The organism is Rhodanobacter sp. MP7CTX1 (assembly GCF_014205795.1).
Lineage (GTDB): Bacteria > Pseudomonadota > Gammaproteobacteria > Xanthomonadales > Rhodanobacteraceae > Rhodanobacter.
Genome location: NZ_JACHCN010000017.1, coordinates 1 through 18733 on the forward strand (window position 1 = coordinate 1; position 18733 = coordinate 18733).

At 62.6% G+C, this 18733-nt stretch carries 18 protein-coding genes and 1 tRNA gene; 5 read left to right on the forward strand and 14 right to left on the reverse strand.

Features of this window, described 5'->3' with window-relative positions; all coding sequences use genetic code 11:
• Positions 1 to 296: 296 nt before the first annotated feature.
• From queA to HDE77_RS17135, 5 genes are all read right to left on the reverse strand, one after another.
• A complete protein-coding gene (queA, locus tag HDE77_RS17115; RefSeq protein WP_184419138.1) occupies positions 297 to 1328 on the reverse strand; it encodes a tRNA preQ1(34) S-adenosylmethionine ribosyltransferase-isomerase QueA in 1032 nt (343 codons plus the stop codon).
• A gap of 100 nt (positions 1329 to 1428) precedes the next feature.
• Positions 1429 to 2031 carry a response regulator transcription factor gene (locus HDE77_RS17120; RefSeq protein ID WP_184419139.1) on the reverse strand — a complete coding sequence of 201 codons (603 nt, stop codon included), beginning with the start codon at positions 2029 to 2031 and terminating at the stop codon, positions 1429 to 1431.
• A gap of 76 nt (positions 2032 to 2107) precedes the next feature.
• The gene (locus HDE77_RS17125) at positions 2108 to 3334 is read right to left on the reverse strand and encodes a sensor histidine kinase (RefSeq protein ID WP_184419140.1); all 1227 of its coding nucleotides are present in this window, start codon (positions 3332 to 3334) and stop codon (positions 2108 to 2110) included.
• A gap of 44 nt (positions 3335 to 3378) precedes the next feature.
• Positions 3379 to 4158, reverse strand: a complete 780-nt coding sequence (locus HDE77_RS17130; protein ID WP_255482786.1) for an ABC transporter permease — start codon at positions 4156 to 4158, stop codon at positions 3379 to 3381.
• 13 nt (positions 4159 to 4171) lie between these two features.
• Positions 4172 to 5101 (reverse strand): ABC transporter ATP-binding protein, encoded by a 930-nt coding sequence (locus HDE77_RS17135; protein WP_184419141.1) that lies wholly within the window; start codon positions 5099 to 5101, stop codon positions 4172 to 4174.
• Positions 5102 to 5385: 284 nt separating this feature from the next.
• Here HDE77_RS17135 and HDE77_RS17140 point away from each other — a divergent pair, with 284 nt between their 5' ends.
• From HDE77_RS17140 to upp, 3 genes are all read left to right on the forward strand, one after another.
• On the forward strand, positions 5386 to 6882 hold the full coding sequence (locus HDE77_RS17140; RefSeq protein WP_184419142.1) for an aminotransferase class III-fold pyridoxal phosphate-dependent enzyme: 1497 nt from the start codon (positions 5386 to 5388) through the stop codon (positions 6880 to 6882).
• Positions 6883 to 7045: 163 nt separating this feature from the next.
• Positions 7046 to 7381, forward strand: coding sequence for a PsiF family protein (locus tag HDE77_RS17145; protein ID WP_184419143.1), 336 nt, complete (start codon positions 7046 to 7048; stop codon positions 7379 to 7381).
• 115 nt (positions 7382 to 7496) lie between these two features.
• Positions 7497 to 8141 (forward strand): uracil phosphoribosyltransferase, encoded by a 645-nt coding sequence (gene upp / locus HDE77_RS17150; protein ID WP_184419144.1) that lies wholly within the window; start codon positions 7497 to 7499, stop codon positions 8139 to 8141.
• Between the two features lie 319 nt (positions 8142 to 8460).
• Here upp and pip read toward each other — a convergent pair whose 3' ends face one another.
• Both pip and HDE77_RS17160 read right to left on the reverse strand, forming a co-directional pair.
• Positions 8461 to 9417, reverse strand: a complete 957-nt coding sequence (pip, locus tag HDE77_RS17155) for a prolyl aminopeptidase (protein WP_184419145.1) — start codon at positions 9415 to 9417, stop codon at positions 8461 to 8463.
• Positions 9418 to 9492: 75 nt separating this feature from the next.
• Positions 9493 to 10884 (reverse strand): FAD-binding oxidoreductase, encoded by a 1392-nt coding sequence (locus tag HDE77_RS17160; protein ID WP_184419146.1) that lies wholly within the window; start codon positions 10882 to 10884, stop codon positions 9493 to 9495.
• Between the two features lie 131 nt (positions 10885 to 11015).
• Between HDE77_RS17160 and serA the strand changes: the two genes are divergently transcribed.
• Together serA and HDE77_RS17170 are read left to right on the forward strand one after the other, a co-directional pair.
• Positions 11016 to 12248, forward strand: a complete 1233-nt coding sequence (gene serA / locus HDE77_RS17165; RefSeq protein ID WP_184419147.1) for a phosphoglycerate dehydrogenase — start codon at positions 11016 to 11018, stop codon at positions 12246 to 12248.
• A 193-nt stretch (positions 12249 to 12441) separates the two neighbouring features.
• Positions 12442 to 13281: an EamA family transporter gene (locus tag HDE77_RS17170; RefSeq protein WP_255482787.1), complete on the forward strand. Its 840-nt coding sequence runs from the start codon at positions 12442 to 12444 to the stop codon at positions 13279 to 13281.
• Between the two features lie 284 nt (positions 13282 to 13565).
• Here the strand turns inward: HDE77_RS17170 and HDE77_RS17175 are convergent.
• The 7 genes from HDE77_RS17175 to rpmI form a co-directional block, all read right to left on the reverse strand.
• A tRNA-Pro gene (locus HDE77_RS17175) sits at positions 13566 to 13642 on the reverse strand.
• A 52-nt stretch (positions 13643 to 13694) separates the two neighbouring features.
• Positions 13695 to 14051: a MerR family transcriptional regulator gene (locus HDE77_RS17180; RefSeq protein ID WP_184419149.1), complete on the reverse strand. Its 357-nt coding sequence runs from the start codon at positions 14049 to 14051 to the stop codon at positions 13695 to 13697.
• Positions 14032 to 14331, reverse strand: a complete 300-nt coding sequence (ihfA, locus tag HDE77_RS17185; RefSeq protein ID WP_184419150.1) for an integration host factor subunit alpha — start codon at positions 14329 to 14331, stop codon at positions 14032 to 14034. The genes HDE77_RS17180 and ihfA overlap by 20 nt, the downstream gene beginning before the upstream one ends.
• A 1-nt stretch (position 14332) precedes the next feature.
• Positions 14333 to 16711: a phenylalanine--tRNA ligase subunit beta gene (gene pheT, locus HDE77_RS17190; RefSeq protein WP_184419151.1), complete on the reverse strand. Its 2379-nt coding sequence runs from the start codon at positions 16709 to 16711 to the stop codon at positions 14333 to 14335.
• A gap of 111 nt (positions 16712 to 16822) precedes the next feature.
• Positions 16823 to 17818 carry a phenylalanine--tRNA ligase subunit alpha gene (gene pheS / locus HDE77_RS17195; RefSeq protein WP_184419152.1) on the reverse strand — a complete coding sequence of 332 codons (996 nt, stop codon included), beginning with the start codon at positions 17816 to 17818 and terminating at the stop codon, positions 16823 to 16825.
• A 127-nt stretch (positions 17819 to 17945) separates the two neighbouring features.
• Entirely contained in the window at positions 17946 to 18305 is a 360-nt protein-coding gene (rplT, locus tag HDE77_RS17200; protein WP_072757645.1) for a 50S ribosomal protein L20, read from the reverse strand.
• 16 nt (positions 18306 to 18321) lie between these two features.
• Positions 18322 to 18519 carry a 50S ribosomal protein L35 gene (gene rpmI, locus HDE77_RS17205; protein WP_077445148.1) on the reverse strand — a complete coding sequence of 66 codons (198 nt, stop codon included), beginning with the start codon at positions 18517 to 18519 and terminating at the stop codon, positions 18322 to 18324.
• Positions 18520 to 18733: the final 214 nt, after the last annotated feature.

Consider the following 18733-nt stretch of genomic DNA (forward strand, 5'->3'; position numbering starts at 1 on the left):
CAGCACCGCTGACGAAGCGAGGTGGGAGGCGTCCATTCCATTTCTTTTGGTTACTTTTCTCTTGGCCACGCAAGAGAAAAGTGACTCGCCCTCCGAAGGAGGACGAAACGCTCTTGAGCTCTTGAGCTCTTGAGCTCTTGAGCTCTTGAGCTCTTGAGCTCTTGAGCTCTTGAGCTCTTGAGCTCTTGAGCTCTTGAGCTCTTGAGCTCTGAAGAAAGCCAAACAGCAAACCCAGAGCATCGCGACTGAAGTCGCTCCCACAAGATCAACAACAGGTCAGGCGAAGCCGCGCCGCCTCACTGCCCCTGCGGCAGGATCAACATCGCATCGCCATAAGAGAAGAAGCGATACCGCTGCTCGACCGCATGGCGATACGCGTCCAGCATGAATTCGCGCCCCGCCAGCGCCGACACCAGCATCAGCAACGTCGATTGCGGCAGGTGGAAGTTAGTGAGTAGGCCGTCGATGCTGCTGAAACGATAGCCAGGAAAGATGAAGATCTGAGTTTCGCCAGCGAACGGATGCAGCTCGCCGTCTTTGCTGGCGCTTTCCAGCGCACGCACCACCGTGGTACCCACCGCGATCACGCGACCGCCAGCAGCGCGAGTGCGGCGAATCTGTTCGATCAGACTGGCGCCGACATTGAGCCACTCGCGGTGCATCTGGTGATCTTTCAGATCATCCGCACGCACCGGCTGGAACGTGCCCGCACCGACGTGCAACGTGATGTAACCGAAATCGACTCCCCGCTCGCGCAGATCGGCCAGCATCGCCTCATCGAAATGCAGACCGGCGGTGGGTGCGGCGACGGCGCCGGGCTCACGCGCGAACACGGTCTGGTAGCGCTCCATGTCGCCGGCATCGGCATGCCGCTCGATATACGGCGGCAAGGGCATTTCGCCGAGCTTGAGCAACAGCTTTTCCAGCGGCTCAGGTGCGTCGAAACGCAATCGGAAAAAGCCTTCATCTCGCCCCAGCACGACGGCATGGCTGCCATCGGCCAGCTCGATCCGCCCGCCCTCCTTGGGCTTCTTGCTGACACCGAGCTGCACGATGGCCTCGTGCGCACCGGTAACGCGCTCGATCAGGATCTCCACCGCCCCGCCCGTACTCTTGCGGCCGTACAACCGCGCAGGCAAGACACGCGTGTCGTTGAATACCAGCAGGTCACCCGGCCGTAGGAATTCGGGCAGCTCACGGAATAGCCGGTCCTGTTGCGTGTGCGCGGCCACGTCGAGCACGAGCAGGCGGCTGGCCGACCGCTCGGGTAACGGCACCTGCGCGATCAGTTCGGGCGGCAGTTCAAAATCGAAATCGGACTTCTTCAAGATCGGCTCGGCTAGCGCCCGGGGGCGACGGAAAACGGCGCATTATCCCGCAGCGGGCGCCAGCCAGCATGTGCAGGTCCGTTCTGGCCAAGGCGCGGGTTTACAGCCAGCCCTTCTGTCGCGCCATGCGATACGCCTCGATGCGGTTCGCGACGCCGAGCTTGCCGATCGCTTCGGACAGGTAATTGCGCACGGTGCCATGCGAAAGATTCAACTGCGTGGCGATGTCACCAGCCGATTGACCCTCGCCGGCCAAGCGCAATACCTGCCGTTCGCGATCATTCAGCGGATCGGCTTCCGACCACGCTTCCAGCGCCAACTGTGGATCGATCGCGCGGCCACCGCGATGCACGGTGCGCAGCGCTTCGGCGAGATTCTCCGCTGGCGCATCTTTGAGCAGATAACCCGACACACCGGCATCCAATGCGCGCCGCAGAAACCCGGGCCGCGCGAACGTGGTGACGATAACCACCTTGATCGGCAATTCCTGACGCTGAATGCGCTGCGCCAGTTCCAGCCCGGTCAGGCCAGGCATTTCGATATCGGTAACCAGCACGTCGGGTTTCAGCCGTTGCAGCTCGCGCCACGCGATCTCGCCATCGGCTGCCGAGCCAAGCAACTCGATGTCCGATTCGAGATTGAGCAGCGCATACAGTGCACCGCGCACCATCGCCTGGTCCTCGGCTAGCAGGACGCGAATCATGTGATCTTCCCGTTGTATCGACCGGAGCCGATGGAGGATGTCATACCCTGGATGGGCATAGGTAACACGGATGGGCTCATGCGGCGGGTTGACCGGGAGCTGTGTTCGTCAGAGGCTCGCTGATGGGCGTGTCCGGTGCAGATCGCGACGCTTCAACCAGACGCAGAATCGGCACCGGAACCACCACCCGCAGACGTGTTCCCTGGCCGCGAGGCGACTCGATCGATAGCGTGCCACCCAGCGCACGCACGCGCTCGCCGATGCCGCATAAGCCATTGCCATCACGGTCAATGCCGCCGCGACCGTCGTCGCTGATCTGCATGCACACGCTGGTGCGTTCGCGAACGATGTCGATCTTCGCGGAACCGGCACCGGCGTGGCGCGCAATATTGGTCACTGCCTCGCGCAGTATCAACGAGAGGCCGCGCTCGATATCGCCAGGCAGGTCGGCGGGCGGTCGACCGTAGTCGAGATGCACCCACGACGATTCCAGCAGCAATCGCGCCGACGCCAGTTCGGCAGCAATATCGGTGGCGCGGATACCGGTTACGGCACTGCGCACTTCAGCCAGTGCGTGTCGCGCCACCTTTTCGGTGTCTTCCACTTCGCGTCGGGCCGCTTCGGTATCGCGATCGAACAGCTTGCGCGAGAGCTCGAGTTTGAGCGTGATCAGTGACAGCGTATGGCCGAGCAAGTCGTGCAGATCACGGCCGATGCGCTCGCGCTCGGCGGTCGCAGCGAGTCGGCGCACTTCGTCATGCGACAGCCGAAGTGCTGCGTCCTTCTCCTTGCTCATGTGTTCAACCGCGGTGATGGTGCTGACGACCAATGCAGTGGCGGGAATGATTACCAGCAGTGAGGGCGGATAGCCGATCCACCAAGCCAGCGCGACGAATGCGGCGTTCATCAGCAGCAGCTTCACTACATACACGCGGAAGGGCGCGTTGCAGAAACGCAACATCACACATCCGTAGACGAAGTAGCTCAGACCGCTCCCATACCAGGGCAGCAGCCCCAGGCTCAATGCAGCCATGCCCAGCGGATAGAACTGCACCATGCGTCGTGGCGCCAGCTGCATCTTGGCGAACAGCAGCAGAAACACCGGCAGGGAGCCCAGCGTGAACAGCAACCAGCTCCGCGTATAGCCAGCGACTCCATGGTCGAACAGCGGCGTGACAAAGATCCACATCAACCACAGCAAGTGCACGCTGTCGGCCCACGGCGACTTGCCGTGCCGGATGTCGTCGGCCACACCGGAATCCGGTGCCGGCGTAAACCATCGGGCAATGAAGTCAGGGATCATGGCGCGGCTTTTCGCAAAAGGATCGATGTGCACAGCATGCTACTTCAACCAGCCCTGCGCAGGCGGCGCGTCGCCAGCAGCAAGAACGCTACTGCGAACCCGAGCAACACGAGCATATGCGGCCATAGCACTCCCTGCCGCAGGCCCACAGCAGCCAGTGCCAGCTGGTCGAGATGATAGCTAGGCCATACCGGCGCAATCTTCTGCAGGAACTTCGGCAGCATCGGCAACGGAAACCACAGACCGGACATGAACGACATCGGCAGGTAGATCAACTGCAGCATGCCCGGTGCGCCCTGACCCTTGATCAACGTGCCGACGAACATGCCCAACGCGCAGAATGGCAACACACCCAACGCGCCCGTCAGCAACAGAGCAACCATCTGAACCGGGGTCAGCACAACATGTCCCAACGACAACGCCAACATCAGCAGCAACAGAATGACCACGGTGGCGGCAGCCATCGCCATCAGCATCTTGCCCAGCAGATACGCCCCCGGCGGCATCGGTAGCGCACGCTTGAACGTCAGCAATCCACCATCGCGCTCGAGCGCCAGCGACACACCGAAGCCGAACAAGCCAGGACTCATCACGCCGAATACGCCGTAGCTGGCGAGCAGAAAGCGCCCCGCGTCGACGCCCTCCGACTTGGCCATCAGCACGCCAAACAGCAGATAGAACATCGCGGGAAACAGCATGATCGGCAACATGAAACCGGGAGCACGCATGTAGCGCAGGCATTCGGTGCGGGCCTCCTCCAGGTAGGCACCAAGCAGGCGACGTGGCGGCATGTCGCTGGTCGCTTCCCGTTGGGCGAAAGACATGGCGGTTTCCATCTCAGGCTGCCTCGCGTTGATCGGTATCCGATGCTTCGTCAGCATCACGGGTGAGTTCAGTGAATGCCTCGGCCAGGCCGGCACGCTGCACTTCAAGCTCGCGTAGCTGCGCATCGGCATCCAGCAGGCGGCGCACCACGATTTCGGCATCGGCCGTCGTGATATGCAGTCGTTCGCTTTCCTGCCAGACCTCACTGACTTCAGGCCAGCCGCGCAGAGTGTCGACCGTCAATGCACTGAGGCAGCGAATGCGCTTCAGCGCTACCCGCGTACGCAGAGCTTCGACCGTGCCTTCGTGAATCATCCGACCGCGCGACATCACGCAGACGCGGTCGGCCAGCGCTTCGGCTTCTTCCAGATAGTGCGTGGTCAACAGCACGGAACAGCCCTCGGCGAGCAGCTGGCGAATCGCCACCCACAATTTCTGCCGCGCCTCGATATCCATGCCCACGGTGGGCTCATCCAGAAACAGCAGCTCGGGCCGGCCACACAGCGCCAGCGCAAACTGCACCCGACGTTGCTGGCCACCGGATAGTTTCGCGTAGGGCCGTTTGAGCAAATCGGTGACACCGGCCAGCGCCGCCGTTTCGGCCAGCTGGCGTGGGTTCGGGTAATAACTGGCGGTCAGCCGCAGCAGTTCACCCACTCGCAGTGTCGGCGGCAATGCGGCGTCCTGCAGCATGACGCCGATGCGCCGACGTGCCTGAATCTGCTGAGGATCCTGTCCGAAAAGCTCAACCGTGCCAGCATCGGCGCGGATCAGCCCCAGCAACAAGCCAATTGCCGTGGTTTTGCCGGCGCCATTGGGCCCCAGCAATGCGAGCAGCTCGCCACGCCGCACGACGAGATCGGCGCCATCCAGTGCAGTAAGTCGACCGTAGCGCTTGACGGCACGGTCGAGACGGGCGACGGCTGGGCTGGAAAGCGTCATGGGGAACCTCCTTGCATGCTGCTTATCCTGCGTTGTGCAAGGGCATTCGGGGAGTCGCCGACGTCAGTCATCGGGGGTGACAGCCGTCATCTGGCGCCCTGGCACGGGGTTACGGCGGCGCGTGCCGCAAGGTATCCTGTGAGGGATACGGCTGCCTGCGGCGGCTCGAAGCATCTGAAAACATTGAGGAAGCGCCGGATCGTCTCGCGTTTCCAGCTACACATTCACTACCTTCCGCAAGCCCGGCAATAGATGCCGGCCGTCGGATCCACGGAGAAGCCATCATGGGCGTGATCAATCAGTTGCGCGAACTGCGCGAATTCGGCGGCAAGCCCCGGACCACGGGTCTGGACGATGCCAGCATCGAGCGCATGGCGGCCAACGACACCTTGCTGGTTCAGGCGATCGGCGAAGCCGTGGCGCGCCATCGCGAGCTGCGCGCCGACCTGGCAGATTTCCTCAAGCTGGATGAAGTCGAGCAACTTGCCCAGGCTCAAGCCGGTTTCGTCAATTTCTACCCCGACGACGCGATCAATCCGTACCTGTCGGCTGCCGCGCGCGGACCGTGGGTCATCACGCTGAAGGGCGCCGTGGTGCACGACAACGGCGGCTACGGCATGCTCGGATTCGGTCACAACGACCCGGCGATTCTCGACGTGCTGAGTCGCCCGCAAGTGATGGCCAACGTCATGTCGCCCAGCATCTCCCAATTGCGCTTCAGCCGCGCGCTGAACAAGGAACTGGGCCACACCCGTGGTGGCAGCCCGTATACCCGTTATCTGTGCCTGAACTCGGGCTCCGAGTCGGTCTCGCTGGCCTGCCGCATCGCGGACGTCAACGCGAAGATGATGACCGACGTCGGTGGCCGCTATGCCGGTCGCTCGATCAAGCGCCTCGCGGTGAAGGGTGCGTTTCACGGTCGCACCGACAAGCCCGCGCTGTATTCGGACTCCAGCCGCAAGACCTATCAGCAGCACCTCGCCAGCTATCGGCACGAAGACACCCTGCTCACCGTGGCACCTTATGACATCGCGCAGCTCGAAGCAGTGTTTGCCGATGCCGACAAACATGGCTGGTTCATCGAGGCGATGTTCCTGGAGCCGGTGATGGGCGAAGGTGACCCGGGCCGCGCGGTGACGCCGGAGTTCTACAAGGCGGCACGTGCGCTGACCGAAGCGCATGGCACCTTGCTGTTGATCGACTCGATCCAGGCCGGCCTGCGCGCGCATGGCGTGCTGTCGGTCACCGATTATCCGGGCTTCGAGAAGCTGCCGGCACCGGACATGGAAACCTTCTCCAAGGCGCTCAACGGTGGCCAGTATCCGTTGTCGGTGCTGGCGGTCAGCGCACGCACCGCCGGGCTGTACCGCAAGGGCATCTACGGCAACACCATGACCGCCAACCCGCGCGCGCTGGACGTGGCACTGGTCACGATGGATCAGCTGACCGACGCCGTCCGCAACAACATCCGTGAGCGCGGCAAGGAATTCGTCGACAAGCTCAACGCGCTGAAGAACGAACTGGGCGGCCTGATCACCAAGGTGCAAGGCACCGGCCTGTTGTTCTCCTGTGAGCTGGCGCCGGAGTACAAGTGCTACGGCGCCGACTCGACCGAAGAGTACATGCGTGAACGCGGCGTCGGCGTGATCCATGGCGGTGTCAACTCGCTGCGCTTCACCCCGCACTTCAACGTCACCAGCGCCGAAGTGGATCTGGTGGTGGCGAACCTGCGCAAGGCGCTGCTGGAAGGCCCACGCAAAGCCAAGGCCGAGGCGGCCTGAGCACCCCGGGTTCGAACTGACCCATCGACGGCAACGCGGCCCATGCGGCGTTGCCGTAGATGAATACGACTTGCACGACACTTTCGCACCTCCCCACGACGGCCACCCGGCAGCATAGACTGGCGCCGCCGGCAGCTGCCGGTCACCATGGGAGGGTTCAACGATGTCGATGTCATTACGTCTGCTTGCCATCAGTGCCGCTTTCGCATTTGCCGGCACCGCCTTTGCGGCAACGCCGCAGGCCAGTACGACCGCCCCGGCCAAGACACTCACTCCGTCGCAACAGCACATGGCCGACTGCAGCCATCAAAACGCCGGCAAGAAAGGCGACGACTACAAAAATGCCGTCAGTGCCTGCATGAAGGGCGACACCGCCGCTGCCCCGACCAAGACGCTGACCCCGTCGCAGCAGCGCATGGCCGACTGCAATCATCAGAACGCCGGCAAGAAAGGCGACGATTACAAGAACGCCGTCAGCGCCTGCATGAAGACCCACTGATCCGGTTGCCACCGGATCAACGATTCAAAATCTTGCGCACGCGGGGCGTCGCCTAACCGGGCGGCGCCCTTTTCTTTTGCGGCTATGCTGATGACAGCCCACTCGGCAGGCAGCCATGAAGATCATTGAAGTCCGTCATCCGCTGATCCAGCACAAGCTCGGCCTGATGCGCCGCGCCGGCATCAGCACCAAGGAATTTCGCGAGCTGGCCTCCGAGGTCGCCGCGCTACTCACTTACGAAGCGACCAAGGATCTGGAAACCGTCGAGGAGCAGATCAACGGCTGGGCCGGCCCGCTGCAGGTACATCGGATCAAGGGCAAGAAGATCACCATCGTCCCGATCCTGCGGGCGGGTCTGGGCATGTTGCCCGGCGTACTCGACATGATCCCGTCGGCCAAGGTCAGCGTGGTTGGCGTGCAGCGCGATGAAAAAACGCTGCAAGCGATCGCCTACTATGAAAAACTCAGCGGCCGCATGGACGAGCGCATCGCCCTGATCGTCGACCCGATGCTCGCCACCGCCGGCACCCTGATCGCCGCCGTCGACATGTTGAAAGCCGCCGGCTGCAAACGCATCAAGGGGTTGTTCCTGGTGGCCGCGCCGGAAGGCCTGAAGCGCATCGAAGCAGCGCATCCGGATATCGAGATCTATACCGCCGCGATTGACGAACGCCTGAACGAACACGGCTATATCCTGCCCGGCCTCGGCGATGCCGGCGACAAGATCTTCGGTACGAAGCTGCTGCCGTCGACCGATTGAAGCCGTCGACCGATCGAAGCCGAGGCCCGCTCTTGTGGGAGCGACTTCAGTCGCGATGCTCTGGTTTGAGTCTGCTGTTTCGCTTGCTTCAGAGCTTAAAGGCTTTCGCCTCCGCTGGAGGACGAAAAGCTCTACTCCAAAAGACAACAAACCGAGCTAGAGCATCGCGACTGAAGTCGCTCCCACAAGAGCCATCGCGCATAGGGTGCGCTCCTACAAAAGCAGCAAGAGCAGCGACAGATCACGGACAAGGGCCCTGGGCCCCGGCCTGCGCCGGGGTGACGAGGAATTAGCGGTCCCGCGAACAGCAAAACCTGATCTAGCGACTGAAGCGATCGGTCGCCTCCAGCAACTCATGCATGATCCCCGGCTCGAACGCCGAATGACCCGCATCCTGCACGATGCGCAGATCAGCTTCGGGCCACGCACGATGCAGATCCCACGCGCTGCGCATCGGACAGACCACGTCGTAACGACCTTGCACGATCACCGTGGGAATCGCGCGGATGCGATCCACGTTGCGCAGCAGTTGGTCGTCGTGTTCGAAGAAGCCGCCATTGACGAAGTAGTGGCATTCGATGCGCGCGAAGGCCAGCGCAAATTCGTCCTCGGCACTGGACGCGATATGCGAGGTGTCCTGCCACAGAAAACTGGTGGCGCCTTCCCATACTGACCAGGCGCGTGCGGCGTCACTGCGCGCTTGCGCGTCGTCACCGGTGAGGCGGCGGTAGTAGGCGCTCATCAGATCGCCCTGCTCCGCCTCCGGAATCGCATTGAGATAGGTCTCCCACGCGTCCGGGTACAGCGCGTCGCAGCCTTTCTGGTAGAACCACTCCAGCTCCCAGCGCCGCAGCATGAAGATGCCGCGCAGCACCAGCTCGGTCACCTGGTCTGGATGTTTCTGCGCATAGGCGAGCGCCAGCGTGGAGCCCCACGAACCGCCGAACACCTGCCAGCGATCGATTGCCAACTGCTCACGCAGACGTTCGATATCCGCGACCAGATCCCAGGTGGTGTTGTCGGTCAGTTCCGCGTGGGGCGTGGATTTGCCACAGCCGCGCTGATCGAAAAGCACGATGCGATAGACGGCCGGATCGAAGAAGCGCCGGCACTTCGCATTGGTGCCGCCACCCGGGCCGCCATGCAGAAAGACCACCGGTTTGCCGTTCGGGTTGCCACTCTGCTCGTAGTACAGCGTGTGCAGCGCGGAGACCTTGAGAAAGCCGCTGTCGAAAGGCTCGATCTCGGGATACAGCGAACGAAGTTGCGGCGACATGACGGCTTCTCTAAGCGAACGGACAAGCCCATTAGGCTAGCACGCGGCAGCTTTCCGGGCCCCTGCCGCTTGCCCTCAGTCGCTCACAAACAGCTTGCCTGGATTGAGAATGCCGTTCGGGTCGAACACTTTTCGCACACCATGCATCAATGCAATTTCCGCCGCGCTGCGAGTGCTTTCCAGATACGCCCGCTTGACCAGACCAATGCCGTGTTCAGCCGAGATGCTGCCGCCATGACGCTGCAAGGTCGCTGCCAGCAGCTTGGTGACATGTTCGCATTGGGTAATGAAATCCTCTTCGGCCAGCCCATCGGGGCGCAGCACATTGATGTGCAGATTGCCGTCGCCGATATGGCCAAACCAGACCACTTCGATATGCGGATATTCGCGCATAAGCAAGGCGCGCATCTCGTGCAGGAAGGACGGCACGGCGCTGATGCGCACCGACACATCATTCTTGTAGGGCCGCCGCGGTGCAAGGCTTTCGGTAATGCCGTCGCGCAGGCGCCATAGCGCCGTCGCCTGTGCTTCGCTTTGCGCAATGACGCCGTCACTTACCCAGCCTTGCTCCAATGCATGCTCGAACGCCGCCAGGGCGACTTCCTGCACCCGCTCGTCGGTCGCATCGAACTCGGTCACCACGTAGTACGGATAGTCCCCGTCGATAGCCCGCTGCGCGCCATGCGCGAGAACGTGCTTGAGCGCATGATCGGTGAAGAACTCGAACGCCTGCAAAGCCAGCCGCGCGCGGAACAGTGCAAACACGTGCATCAGCGCGTCCATGTCCGGCAACGCCAGCAGCATCACCTGCGACGGCGGCGGCGGATCGGTGAGTTTCAGCGTCGCCTCCACCACGATGCCCAGTGTCCCTTCCGAACCAATCATCAGCTGACGGAAATCGTAGCCGCTGGAGTTCTTGATCAGCGCGCGATTGAGCTCAAGCAGTTCGCCGTTGCCAGCCACTACCTTCAAGCCGGCGATCCACTCGCGCGTATTGCCGTAGCGAATCACCCGGATGCCGCCTGCATTCGTCGCGATATTGCCGCCGATCGAACACGAACCGCGCGCGGCGAAATCGACGGGATAGAGCAACCCGTGCCCGCGTGCAGCGTCATGGACTGCTTGCAGGCTGATGCCTGCCTGCACGCTGAGTGTGCGGTCTATCGCGTTGAAATCCAGCACGCGGTTCATCCGTTCCAGGCTCAACACCAGCTCGCCGTTGGCAGCTACGGCGCCGCCGGACAACCCGGTACGACCGCCCGACGGCACGATCGCCACACGGTGTTCGTTGGCCCAGCGAACGATCGCCTGCGCTTCTGCGATGCTGGCCGGCAGGGCGATCGCCAAGGGTGCCGGTGTCCAGCGGCGGGTCCAGTCGCGGCCGTAGTGCTCCAGATCGCCAGGCGCGGTGAGCAGCCGCAGGTCGGGCAGGCATCGGGTCAGTTCGGCAAGACGCGCGTCGAGCATGATGGGCTCCAGGAGGTTCACGCAGCCTGCCAGTCGCTTGCCGCCGAGTCCAGTGCTGCAGCGCCGCAAATTGTCGCCAGCTCTGGCATAGTTAGACCACTTCAATCAGACCCCTCATTCCAGGCCACCGCATGCAGACCTCTTATCCCCGCCAAGACATCAAGGTATTGCTGCTGGAAGGCGTCAGTGCCAGCGCGGTCGAGAGTTTTCAGCGTGCCGGCTACAGCCATGTCGAGCTGCATGCGACGGCATTGCCGCAGGACGAGCTCAAGGCCCGCATTGCCGACGCACACATCGTCGGCATCCGCTCCCGCACGCAGCTCAGTGAGGACGTGCTGGCACAGGCCAAGCGGTTAATTGCCGTGGGCTGTTTCTGCATCGGCACCAATCAAGTGGATCTGACGGCCGCCAGGAAACTCGGCGTACCGGTGTTCAACGCGCCCTACTCCAATACGCGCAGCGTCGCCGAGCTGGTGATTGCCGAGGCGATCATGCTGCTACGGGGCATCCCGCAGAAGAATGCGTTGTGCCATCGCGGCGGCTGGACGAAATCGGCGAGTGGCAGCTACGAGACGCGCGACAAAGTGCTTGGCATCGTCGGCTACGGCCATATCGGCACCCAGGTCGGCGTGCTGGCTGAGGGCCTCGGCATGCGGGTGATCTTCCACGATGTCGAAACCAAGCTGTCGCTGGGCAATGCGCGCGCCGTTTCCAGCCTGGATGAGCTGCTGGAACGTGCGGATGTGGTCACGCTGCATGTACCGGAAACTCCCGCCACGCAGATGATGATCAAACGCGAGCAGCTGGCGAAGATGCGCGCCGGCGCCATGCTGATCAACGCTTCGCGCGGCAGCGTGGTGGATATCGACGCGCTGGCCGCGGCACTGCGCGATGGCCATCTGGCCGGTGCCGCCGTGGATGTTTTCCCTGTGGAACCAAAGGGCAACGACGACGCGTTCGTCTCGCCACTGCTCGGCATGGACAATGTGATCCTCACGCCGCACATCGGTGGCAGCACGCTGGAGGCGCAGGACAACATCGGCATCGAGGTCGCCAGCAAGCTGATCCGTTATAGCGACAACGGCTCAACCCTGTCAGCGGTGAACTTCCCCGAAGCCACCCTGCCCGAACACCCGCACAGTCGTCGCCTGCTGCACATCCATCGCAACGTGCCTGGCATGCTGTCACGCATCAACGAATTGTTCTCGGCCGGCAACATCAATATCGACGCGCAGTTTCTGCAAACCGATACAGAAGTGGGCTACGTCGTGATCGACGTTACCGCCGACGCGACACAGGCAACGGCGCTGAAGGAAAAGCTCGCCGCGATTCCGGGCACTTTGCGCACTCGCGTACTTTATTGACGACGATTTGCAACGCCGATGTTGGCGATCACGCACCGTCATTGCTGTCAGATCCTGACAGCAATGACGGTCCTGAGACGCTCTGGATAGTGGGTTTCGTCCCGGTCTGCGGGCATCATGAACAGACTGCTCTATCGCGGCTGCGCTCATGTCATCACGAACCAACCTTGGTCCCATAGTGCTCGCAGTCGGCATGCTGTTGATCAGCATGGTCTCGTACCAATGCGGTGCGTCGCTGGCCAAGCACTTGTTCCCACAGGTTGGCGCACAGGGTGCTACCGCCTTTCGGCTGGGGCTCAGCGCGCTGATGCTGCTGCTGTGGCGGCGGCCGTGGCGCCGTTTGGGCAAGCAGCGCAACTGGCGCGTGCTTTGGGGCTATGGCCTTTCGATGGGTGCGATGAACATGGTGTTCTACATGTCGCTGCGCACGATCCCGCTGGGCATCGCGGTGGCATTGGAATTCACCGGGCCGCTGGCGTTGGCGCTGTTCGGCTCGCGCCGATGGCTCGACTTCGTCTGGATTGCGTTGGTGGTGGCTGGACTCGCCCTGCTGCTGCCGCTACGCGGACAGATGCAGGCGCTCGATCCGGTTGGCGTGATGTACGCCTTGGCCGCCGGCGTGGGCTGGGCGCTGTACATCGTGCTGGGTAAGAAAGCGGGCGTGGCTTACGGCGCAGACGCCGTGACGCTGGGCACCTCGATCGGCGCCCTGCTGGCGATACCTTTCGGTATTGCGCATGCCGGCAGCGCACTGCTGTCGCCAACGCTGTTGCCGTATGCCCTGGGCGTGGCAGTGCTCAGTTCGGCCCTGCCGTATTCGCTGGAGATGGTCGCGCTGACGCGCCTGCCAGCGCGCACGTTCAGCACCTTGTTGAGCCTTGAGCCTGCCATCGCGGCCCTGGCTGGCGTGGCGTTGCTGGACGAACGACTCACCCTGCTGCAGTGGGTGGCTATCGCGACGATCATCGTGGCCGCGGCTGGTACCGCGTTGAGCGTACAACAGCCCATGCTCGCCGAGCCGCTGGCGAACTGAGAGCCATCAACCAACCGACGCCGCAGTGAAGTCCTCGTGGGTACTCGGCATCTTCCAGGATGCCCCGTACTTGACGGTGACTGCGTTTGGTCCACACGCGCTGCTGTTTGCCTCGCCTTGATATCCACACGGCCCGAAAACAGTTTCCGCATGCCCTTCCACTCCGCTGCGCTCCGGATGAACGGTTTAGACGCACGCATGAAAGCGCACGTGGCCGCCGAGTCGCTCGCCCACCAAACAAAAACGGCGCCCAAGGGCGCCGCTTCAGTCGTTACTTTACGAATTGGTCGGGGCGGCGGGATTCGAACCCACGACCCTCTGCCCCCCAGGCAGATGCGCTACCAGGCTGCGCTACGCCCCGACGATTCGTGAACCCGTAATTCTAGCAGCTTCGGCACGTGTGCCGGAAGCGTTCAACGACGCAGCAGCGTCAGTACTTCTTCCAGCTCCATCCGGACCTGGCGCACGATCTGGTGCGACATGCTGGCTTCCATCCTTGCCTGCGGGCCTTCCAGCCGCGCACGCGCGCCGGTGATGGTGAAACCCTCGTCGTACAGCAGCGAACGGATCTGCCGGATCATCAACACATCGTGGCGCTGGTAGTAGCGACGGTTGCCACGGCGCTTCACTGGATTGAGCGCGGGAAACTCCTGCTCCCAGTAGCGCAGCACGTGGGGCTTTACACCGCACAACTCGCCGACTTCACCAATGGTGAAGTAGCGCTTGGCCGGAATGGCGGACAGTTCGGTGTTATTCCCTTGGTCCAGCATAACCCTCGACTCTTACCTTGAGTTTTTGTCCTGGTCGGAACGTCACCACGCGCCGTGCGGAGATGGGAATCTCCTCACCGGTTTTCGGGTTACGCCCCGGTCGCTGGCTTTTCAGCCGCAGATCAAAATTTCCGAAACCGGAGAGCTTGACCTGTTCCCCGTTTTCCAACGCCTCGCGAACCACCTCAAAATAGGCGTCCACGAATTCCTTGGCCTCACGCTTGTTGAGACCCACGTCGAGGAAAAGCCGCTCGGCCATTTCCGCCTTGGTCAGCGCCATCTCATCCTCGCAGCTTTGCCTTGCATGTCTGCTCCAACGCAGCGATTGCTTCTCGTACGCATCTATCCGCGTCGTCGTCAGTAAGGGTGCGTGAAGCGTCCTGTAAAATCAAGCCCATAGCGAGACTTTTTCGGCCCACTTCGACCCCCTTGCCGCTATAACGGTCGAACAGCTGCAGTTCTTTCAGTCGGTCACCAAGGCTATCGCGGACAGTTTGCTCAACCTGTGACCAGCTGACCTCTTCCGGCAGGTCCATCGCGATGTCGCGACGCACCATGGGGAAACGCGGAACCGCCTGGGCCTGCGGCAGGCGACGCGCCAGCAGCGGCTCCAGCGCTATTTCCAGCACGTGCACATCGGCGCCCAGATCCAGCGCCTTGGCCAGCTGCGGGTGCAGCGCGCCCAGGTAACCCACCGTTTCGCCATCGCGCGCCACTCGCGCACCGCGGCCAGGATGCAGCCACCCCGGCAAGCCATCGGAGTGCACCGACCAGCGCTGCGGCTCGCCACCCCAGGCGATCAGGGCATCGAAATCGCCCTTGATGTCGTGGAAATCCAGGGCGCGGGACGCTTCGCCCCACTGTTCGGCATGCGCATTGCCGCAGGCGACGATCGCCAGGCTCGGCGTCTCGACCGGCGGATTGCCCTCCGCAAAGACTCTCGCCACTTCGAACAGGCGTATCCGCTCCTGCTGGCGGGCGCGATTATGGCGCAGCGCCTCGATCAGCCCCGGCAACAACGACGGTCGCATCACGGCAAGGTCAGCCGATAGCGGATTGGCCAGCGGCACCAAACGCTCGGTGAAATTCCAGCGCGTCAGCAGTTCGGCGGCCACAAAGGACAGATTCACTGCCTCGTAGTAGCCGCGTGCGGCCAGCTGTTCGCGCAATGCCAACTCGTTGATGCGCCCCTCTGGCTCGATCGTAAGCGTGAGTGCACCGGTCGGCGTGCGGGTGGGGATGTTGTCGTAACCGAAGATGCGCGCGACTTCCTCGATCAGGTCTTCCTCACGCTCGATATCGAAACGGCTGCTCGGTGCAGTGATCTGCCAGCCGTCGGCATGGGTTTCGACCTGCATGCCCAGCGCGGTGAAGATGCGGGCCACTTCGGCGTCGGCGACATCCACGCCCAGTACGCGCTTGAGGCGTGCACGGCGCAGTTTCACAGCGGCCGGCTTCGGCAGGTCGGCGAGATTTTCCGCGACCAGTACCGGCCCCGCATGGCCGCCGGCAATCGACAGCAACAGCTCGGTGGCGCGCTCCAGTGCGCGACGCGGCAGTTCTGGGTCGACACCACGCTCGAAGCGATGCGATGCGTCGGTGTGCATGCCGAGCTTGCGCGCACGGCCCATGATCGCGGCGGGCGCGAAGTGCGCGGATTCAAGAAAGATATTCCGGGTGGCGTCGGTGACCCGCGAATCGAAGCCGCCCATCACTCCAGCCACCGCGAGTGCCTTGTGCTCGTCGGCGATCAGCATGAAGCCTTCGTCGAGCTTGGCCTCGCTGCCGTCGAGCAACTTCAGAGTTTCACCGGCACCCGCGTGGCGCACCACGATATCGCCCTGCAGCGCATCGTTGTCGAACGCGTGCAGCGGCTGACCCAGTTCCAGCATGACGTAGTTGGTGATGTCCACGACAGCGCTGATCGGGCGCAGGCCGGCGCGACGCAGGCGCTCGGTCAGCCACAGCGGGGTGCGCGCCGCAGGATCGATACCTTCGACCATGCGGCCAAGGTAGCGTGGTGCGTCCTTGCCTGCCTGCAACCGAATGCCGCGCTTCGCCTGCACCGTTACCGGCGCGGCAGCCTGCACGGGCACTTTCACCGCGCTGCCGAACAGTGCAGCGACATCGTGTGCGAGGCCTATCAGACCCAGGCAATCGGGACGGTTCGGCGTGAGCTTCAATTCGATGCTGGCATCTGGCAAGCCCAGGTACTCAGCCAGCGACTGGCCGACTGGCGCATCCAGTGGCAGCTCGAGCAGGCCCGAAGCATCGGCATCCACACCCAACTCCTTCGCCGAGCACAGCATGCCGAACGACTCGACACCGCGCAGCTTGGCCGCCTTGATCGCCATGCCGCCGGGCAGGCTTGCACCCACCGTCGCCAACGGCACCTTGATGCCTACGCGTGCGTTCGGCGCGCCACAGACGATCTGCAGCAGCTCGCCCTGCCCCGCGTCGACCTTGCAGACCTGCAGGCGATCGGCTTCGGGATGCTTTTCGGCGGCGACAATCTCGGCCACCACCACACCGGCCAGGCCTTCGCCCAGCACGGTCAGTTCTTCCACTTCCAGCCCCGCCATCGTCAACGCGTGGGCCAGCGCGGCGCGATCAGCCTTGATCTCGACCAGTTCACGTAGCCAGTTTTCGGAGAATTTCATCGTGTACTCACTTTGTTCGAGGGGCGAGGGACGAGTAGCGAGGGCGCCAAAATCGATGTTCGCTTTAACCTGCGGGCTTGCGCCCTCGCTACTCGCCCCTCATCCCTGCTCTCATGCAAACTGCTTCAAGAAGCGCAAATCGTTCTCGAAGAACGCACGCAGATCGGACACGCCGTAGCGCAGCATCGCGAAGCGCTCTACACCCAGGCCGAACGCGAAGCCGGTATAGCGCTCCGGATCGATGCCGCAGTTCGCCAGCACGTTCGGGTGCACCATGCCGCAGCCGAGTACTTCGAGCCAGCGCGTGCTGCCATCCTCCGCATCCCAGCGGATATCCACTTCGGCCGATGGCTCGGTGAAGGGGAAATAGCTGGGGCGGAAACGCATCTCGAAATCGCGCTCGAAGAACGCGCGGATGAACTCGGCGAGCGTGCCTTTCAGGTCGGCGAAACTCGAGGTCTCATCGACCAGCAAGCCCTCGATCTGATGGAACATCGGCGAGTGGGTCTGATCGGAATCGCTGCGATAGACCTTGCCCGGCGCAATGATGCGGATCGGCGGCTGGCGGCCCTGCATCGCGCGAATCTGCACCGGCGACGTATGTGTGCGCAACAGCCGGCCATCGCCGAAATAGAACGTGTCGTGCATCGCGCGCGCCGGGTGGTGCGGCGGAAAATTCAGTGCCTCGAAGTTGTGCCAGTCGTCCTCGATCTCTGGACCGTCTGCGCGCTGGTAGCCGAGGCGCGCAAAGATCGAAGCGATGCGCTCGAGCGCGCGGGTGATCGGATGGATGCCACCGCGCTCGCCGTCGCGCCCGGGCAGGCTGATGTCGAGCTTCTCGGAAGCCAGCCGGCGATCCAGCTCGGCCTGCTCAAGGGTCTGCTTGCGCACGGCCAGTGCATCGGCCAGACGATCCTTGACCCGATTGACCTCGGCTCCGCGCGCCTTGCGCTCATCCGGCGCCAGCGCACCGAGCGCCTTCAGCGCAGCAGTGATGATGCCGCTCTTGCCCAACAGACCCACGCGCAGCGCGTCGAGCGCCTCCAGCGTATCTGCCTTTTCGACTTCGGCCAGCGCCTGTGCAGCGCGGCTTTCCAGGTCGTCCATCGATGCGACTCCGACTTGCTGCCTGATTGAACGGATTGACGAATGCCCCAACGCAAAACGGGGAGGAGGCTGTGGCCTCCTCCCCGCTTGCTTTACATCATATCGTGCTGGCGCGAGCGCCCGACGATCAAGCGGCCAGACTGGCCTTGGCCTTCTCGGCGATCACTTCAAACGCCTTGATGTCATGCACGGCGATATCGGCAAGAACCTTGCGGTCAACCGTGATGCCGGCCTTGCTCAGACCATTGATCAGGCGGCTATAGGACAGACCGAACATGCGCGCAGCGGCGTTGATACGGACGATCCACAGAGCGCGGAACTGACGCTTGCGCTGCTTGCGGCCGATGTAGGCGTACTGGCCAGCCTTGATGACGGCCTGGTTGGCAACGCGGAAGACCTTGCGGCGGGCGTTGTAATAGCCCTTGGCACGACCGATAACTTTTTTGTGACGACGACGGGCGGTAACGCCACGCTTTACACGAGCCATGGTTTATCTCCTCGTCTTACAAGTACGGCAACATGCGCGCTACACCCTTGGTGTCGCACGCTTTCAGATGATTCGGTGCACGCAGACCACGCTTACGCTTGGTCGACTTCTTGGTCAGGATGTGTGACTTGAAGGCGTGGCCGCACTTGATTTTACCCGACGCGGTCTTGCGAAAACGCTTCGCCGCCGCCCGGTTGGTCTTGATCTTGGGCATGATAATGATCCCTGCTTGGGGCTTGCCGTCATAAGGCAGCTCCGGTTTCTGACTGATCTGGCGGTGATCCTTTAGATCACGCTTTCCGTCCTGCCACGATCGGTTCACGACCCGTCCGTGTGGGTCGAACCCGTAATCATACGGGTTCATGAAGCTCAATGCCAGCGCGCAGTGCTGACTTTCGCCTCCTTTCCCCTCGGGAGAGGATTGAGGT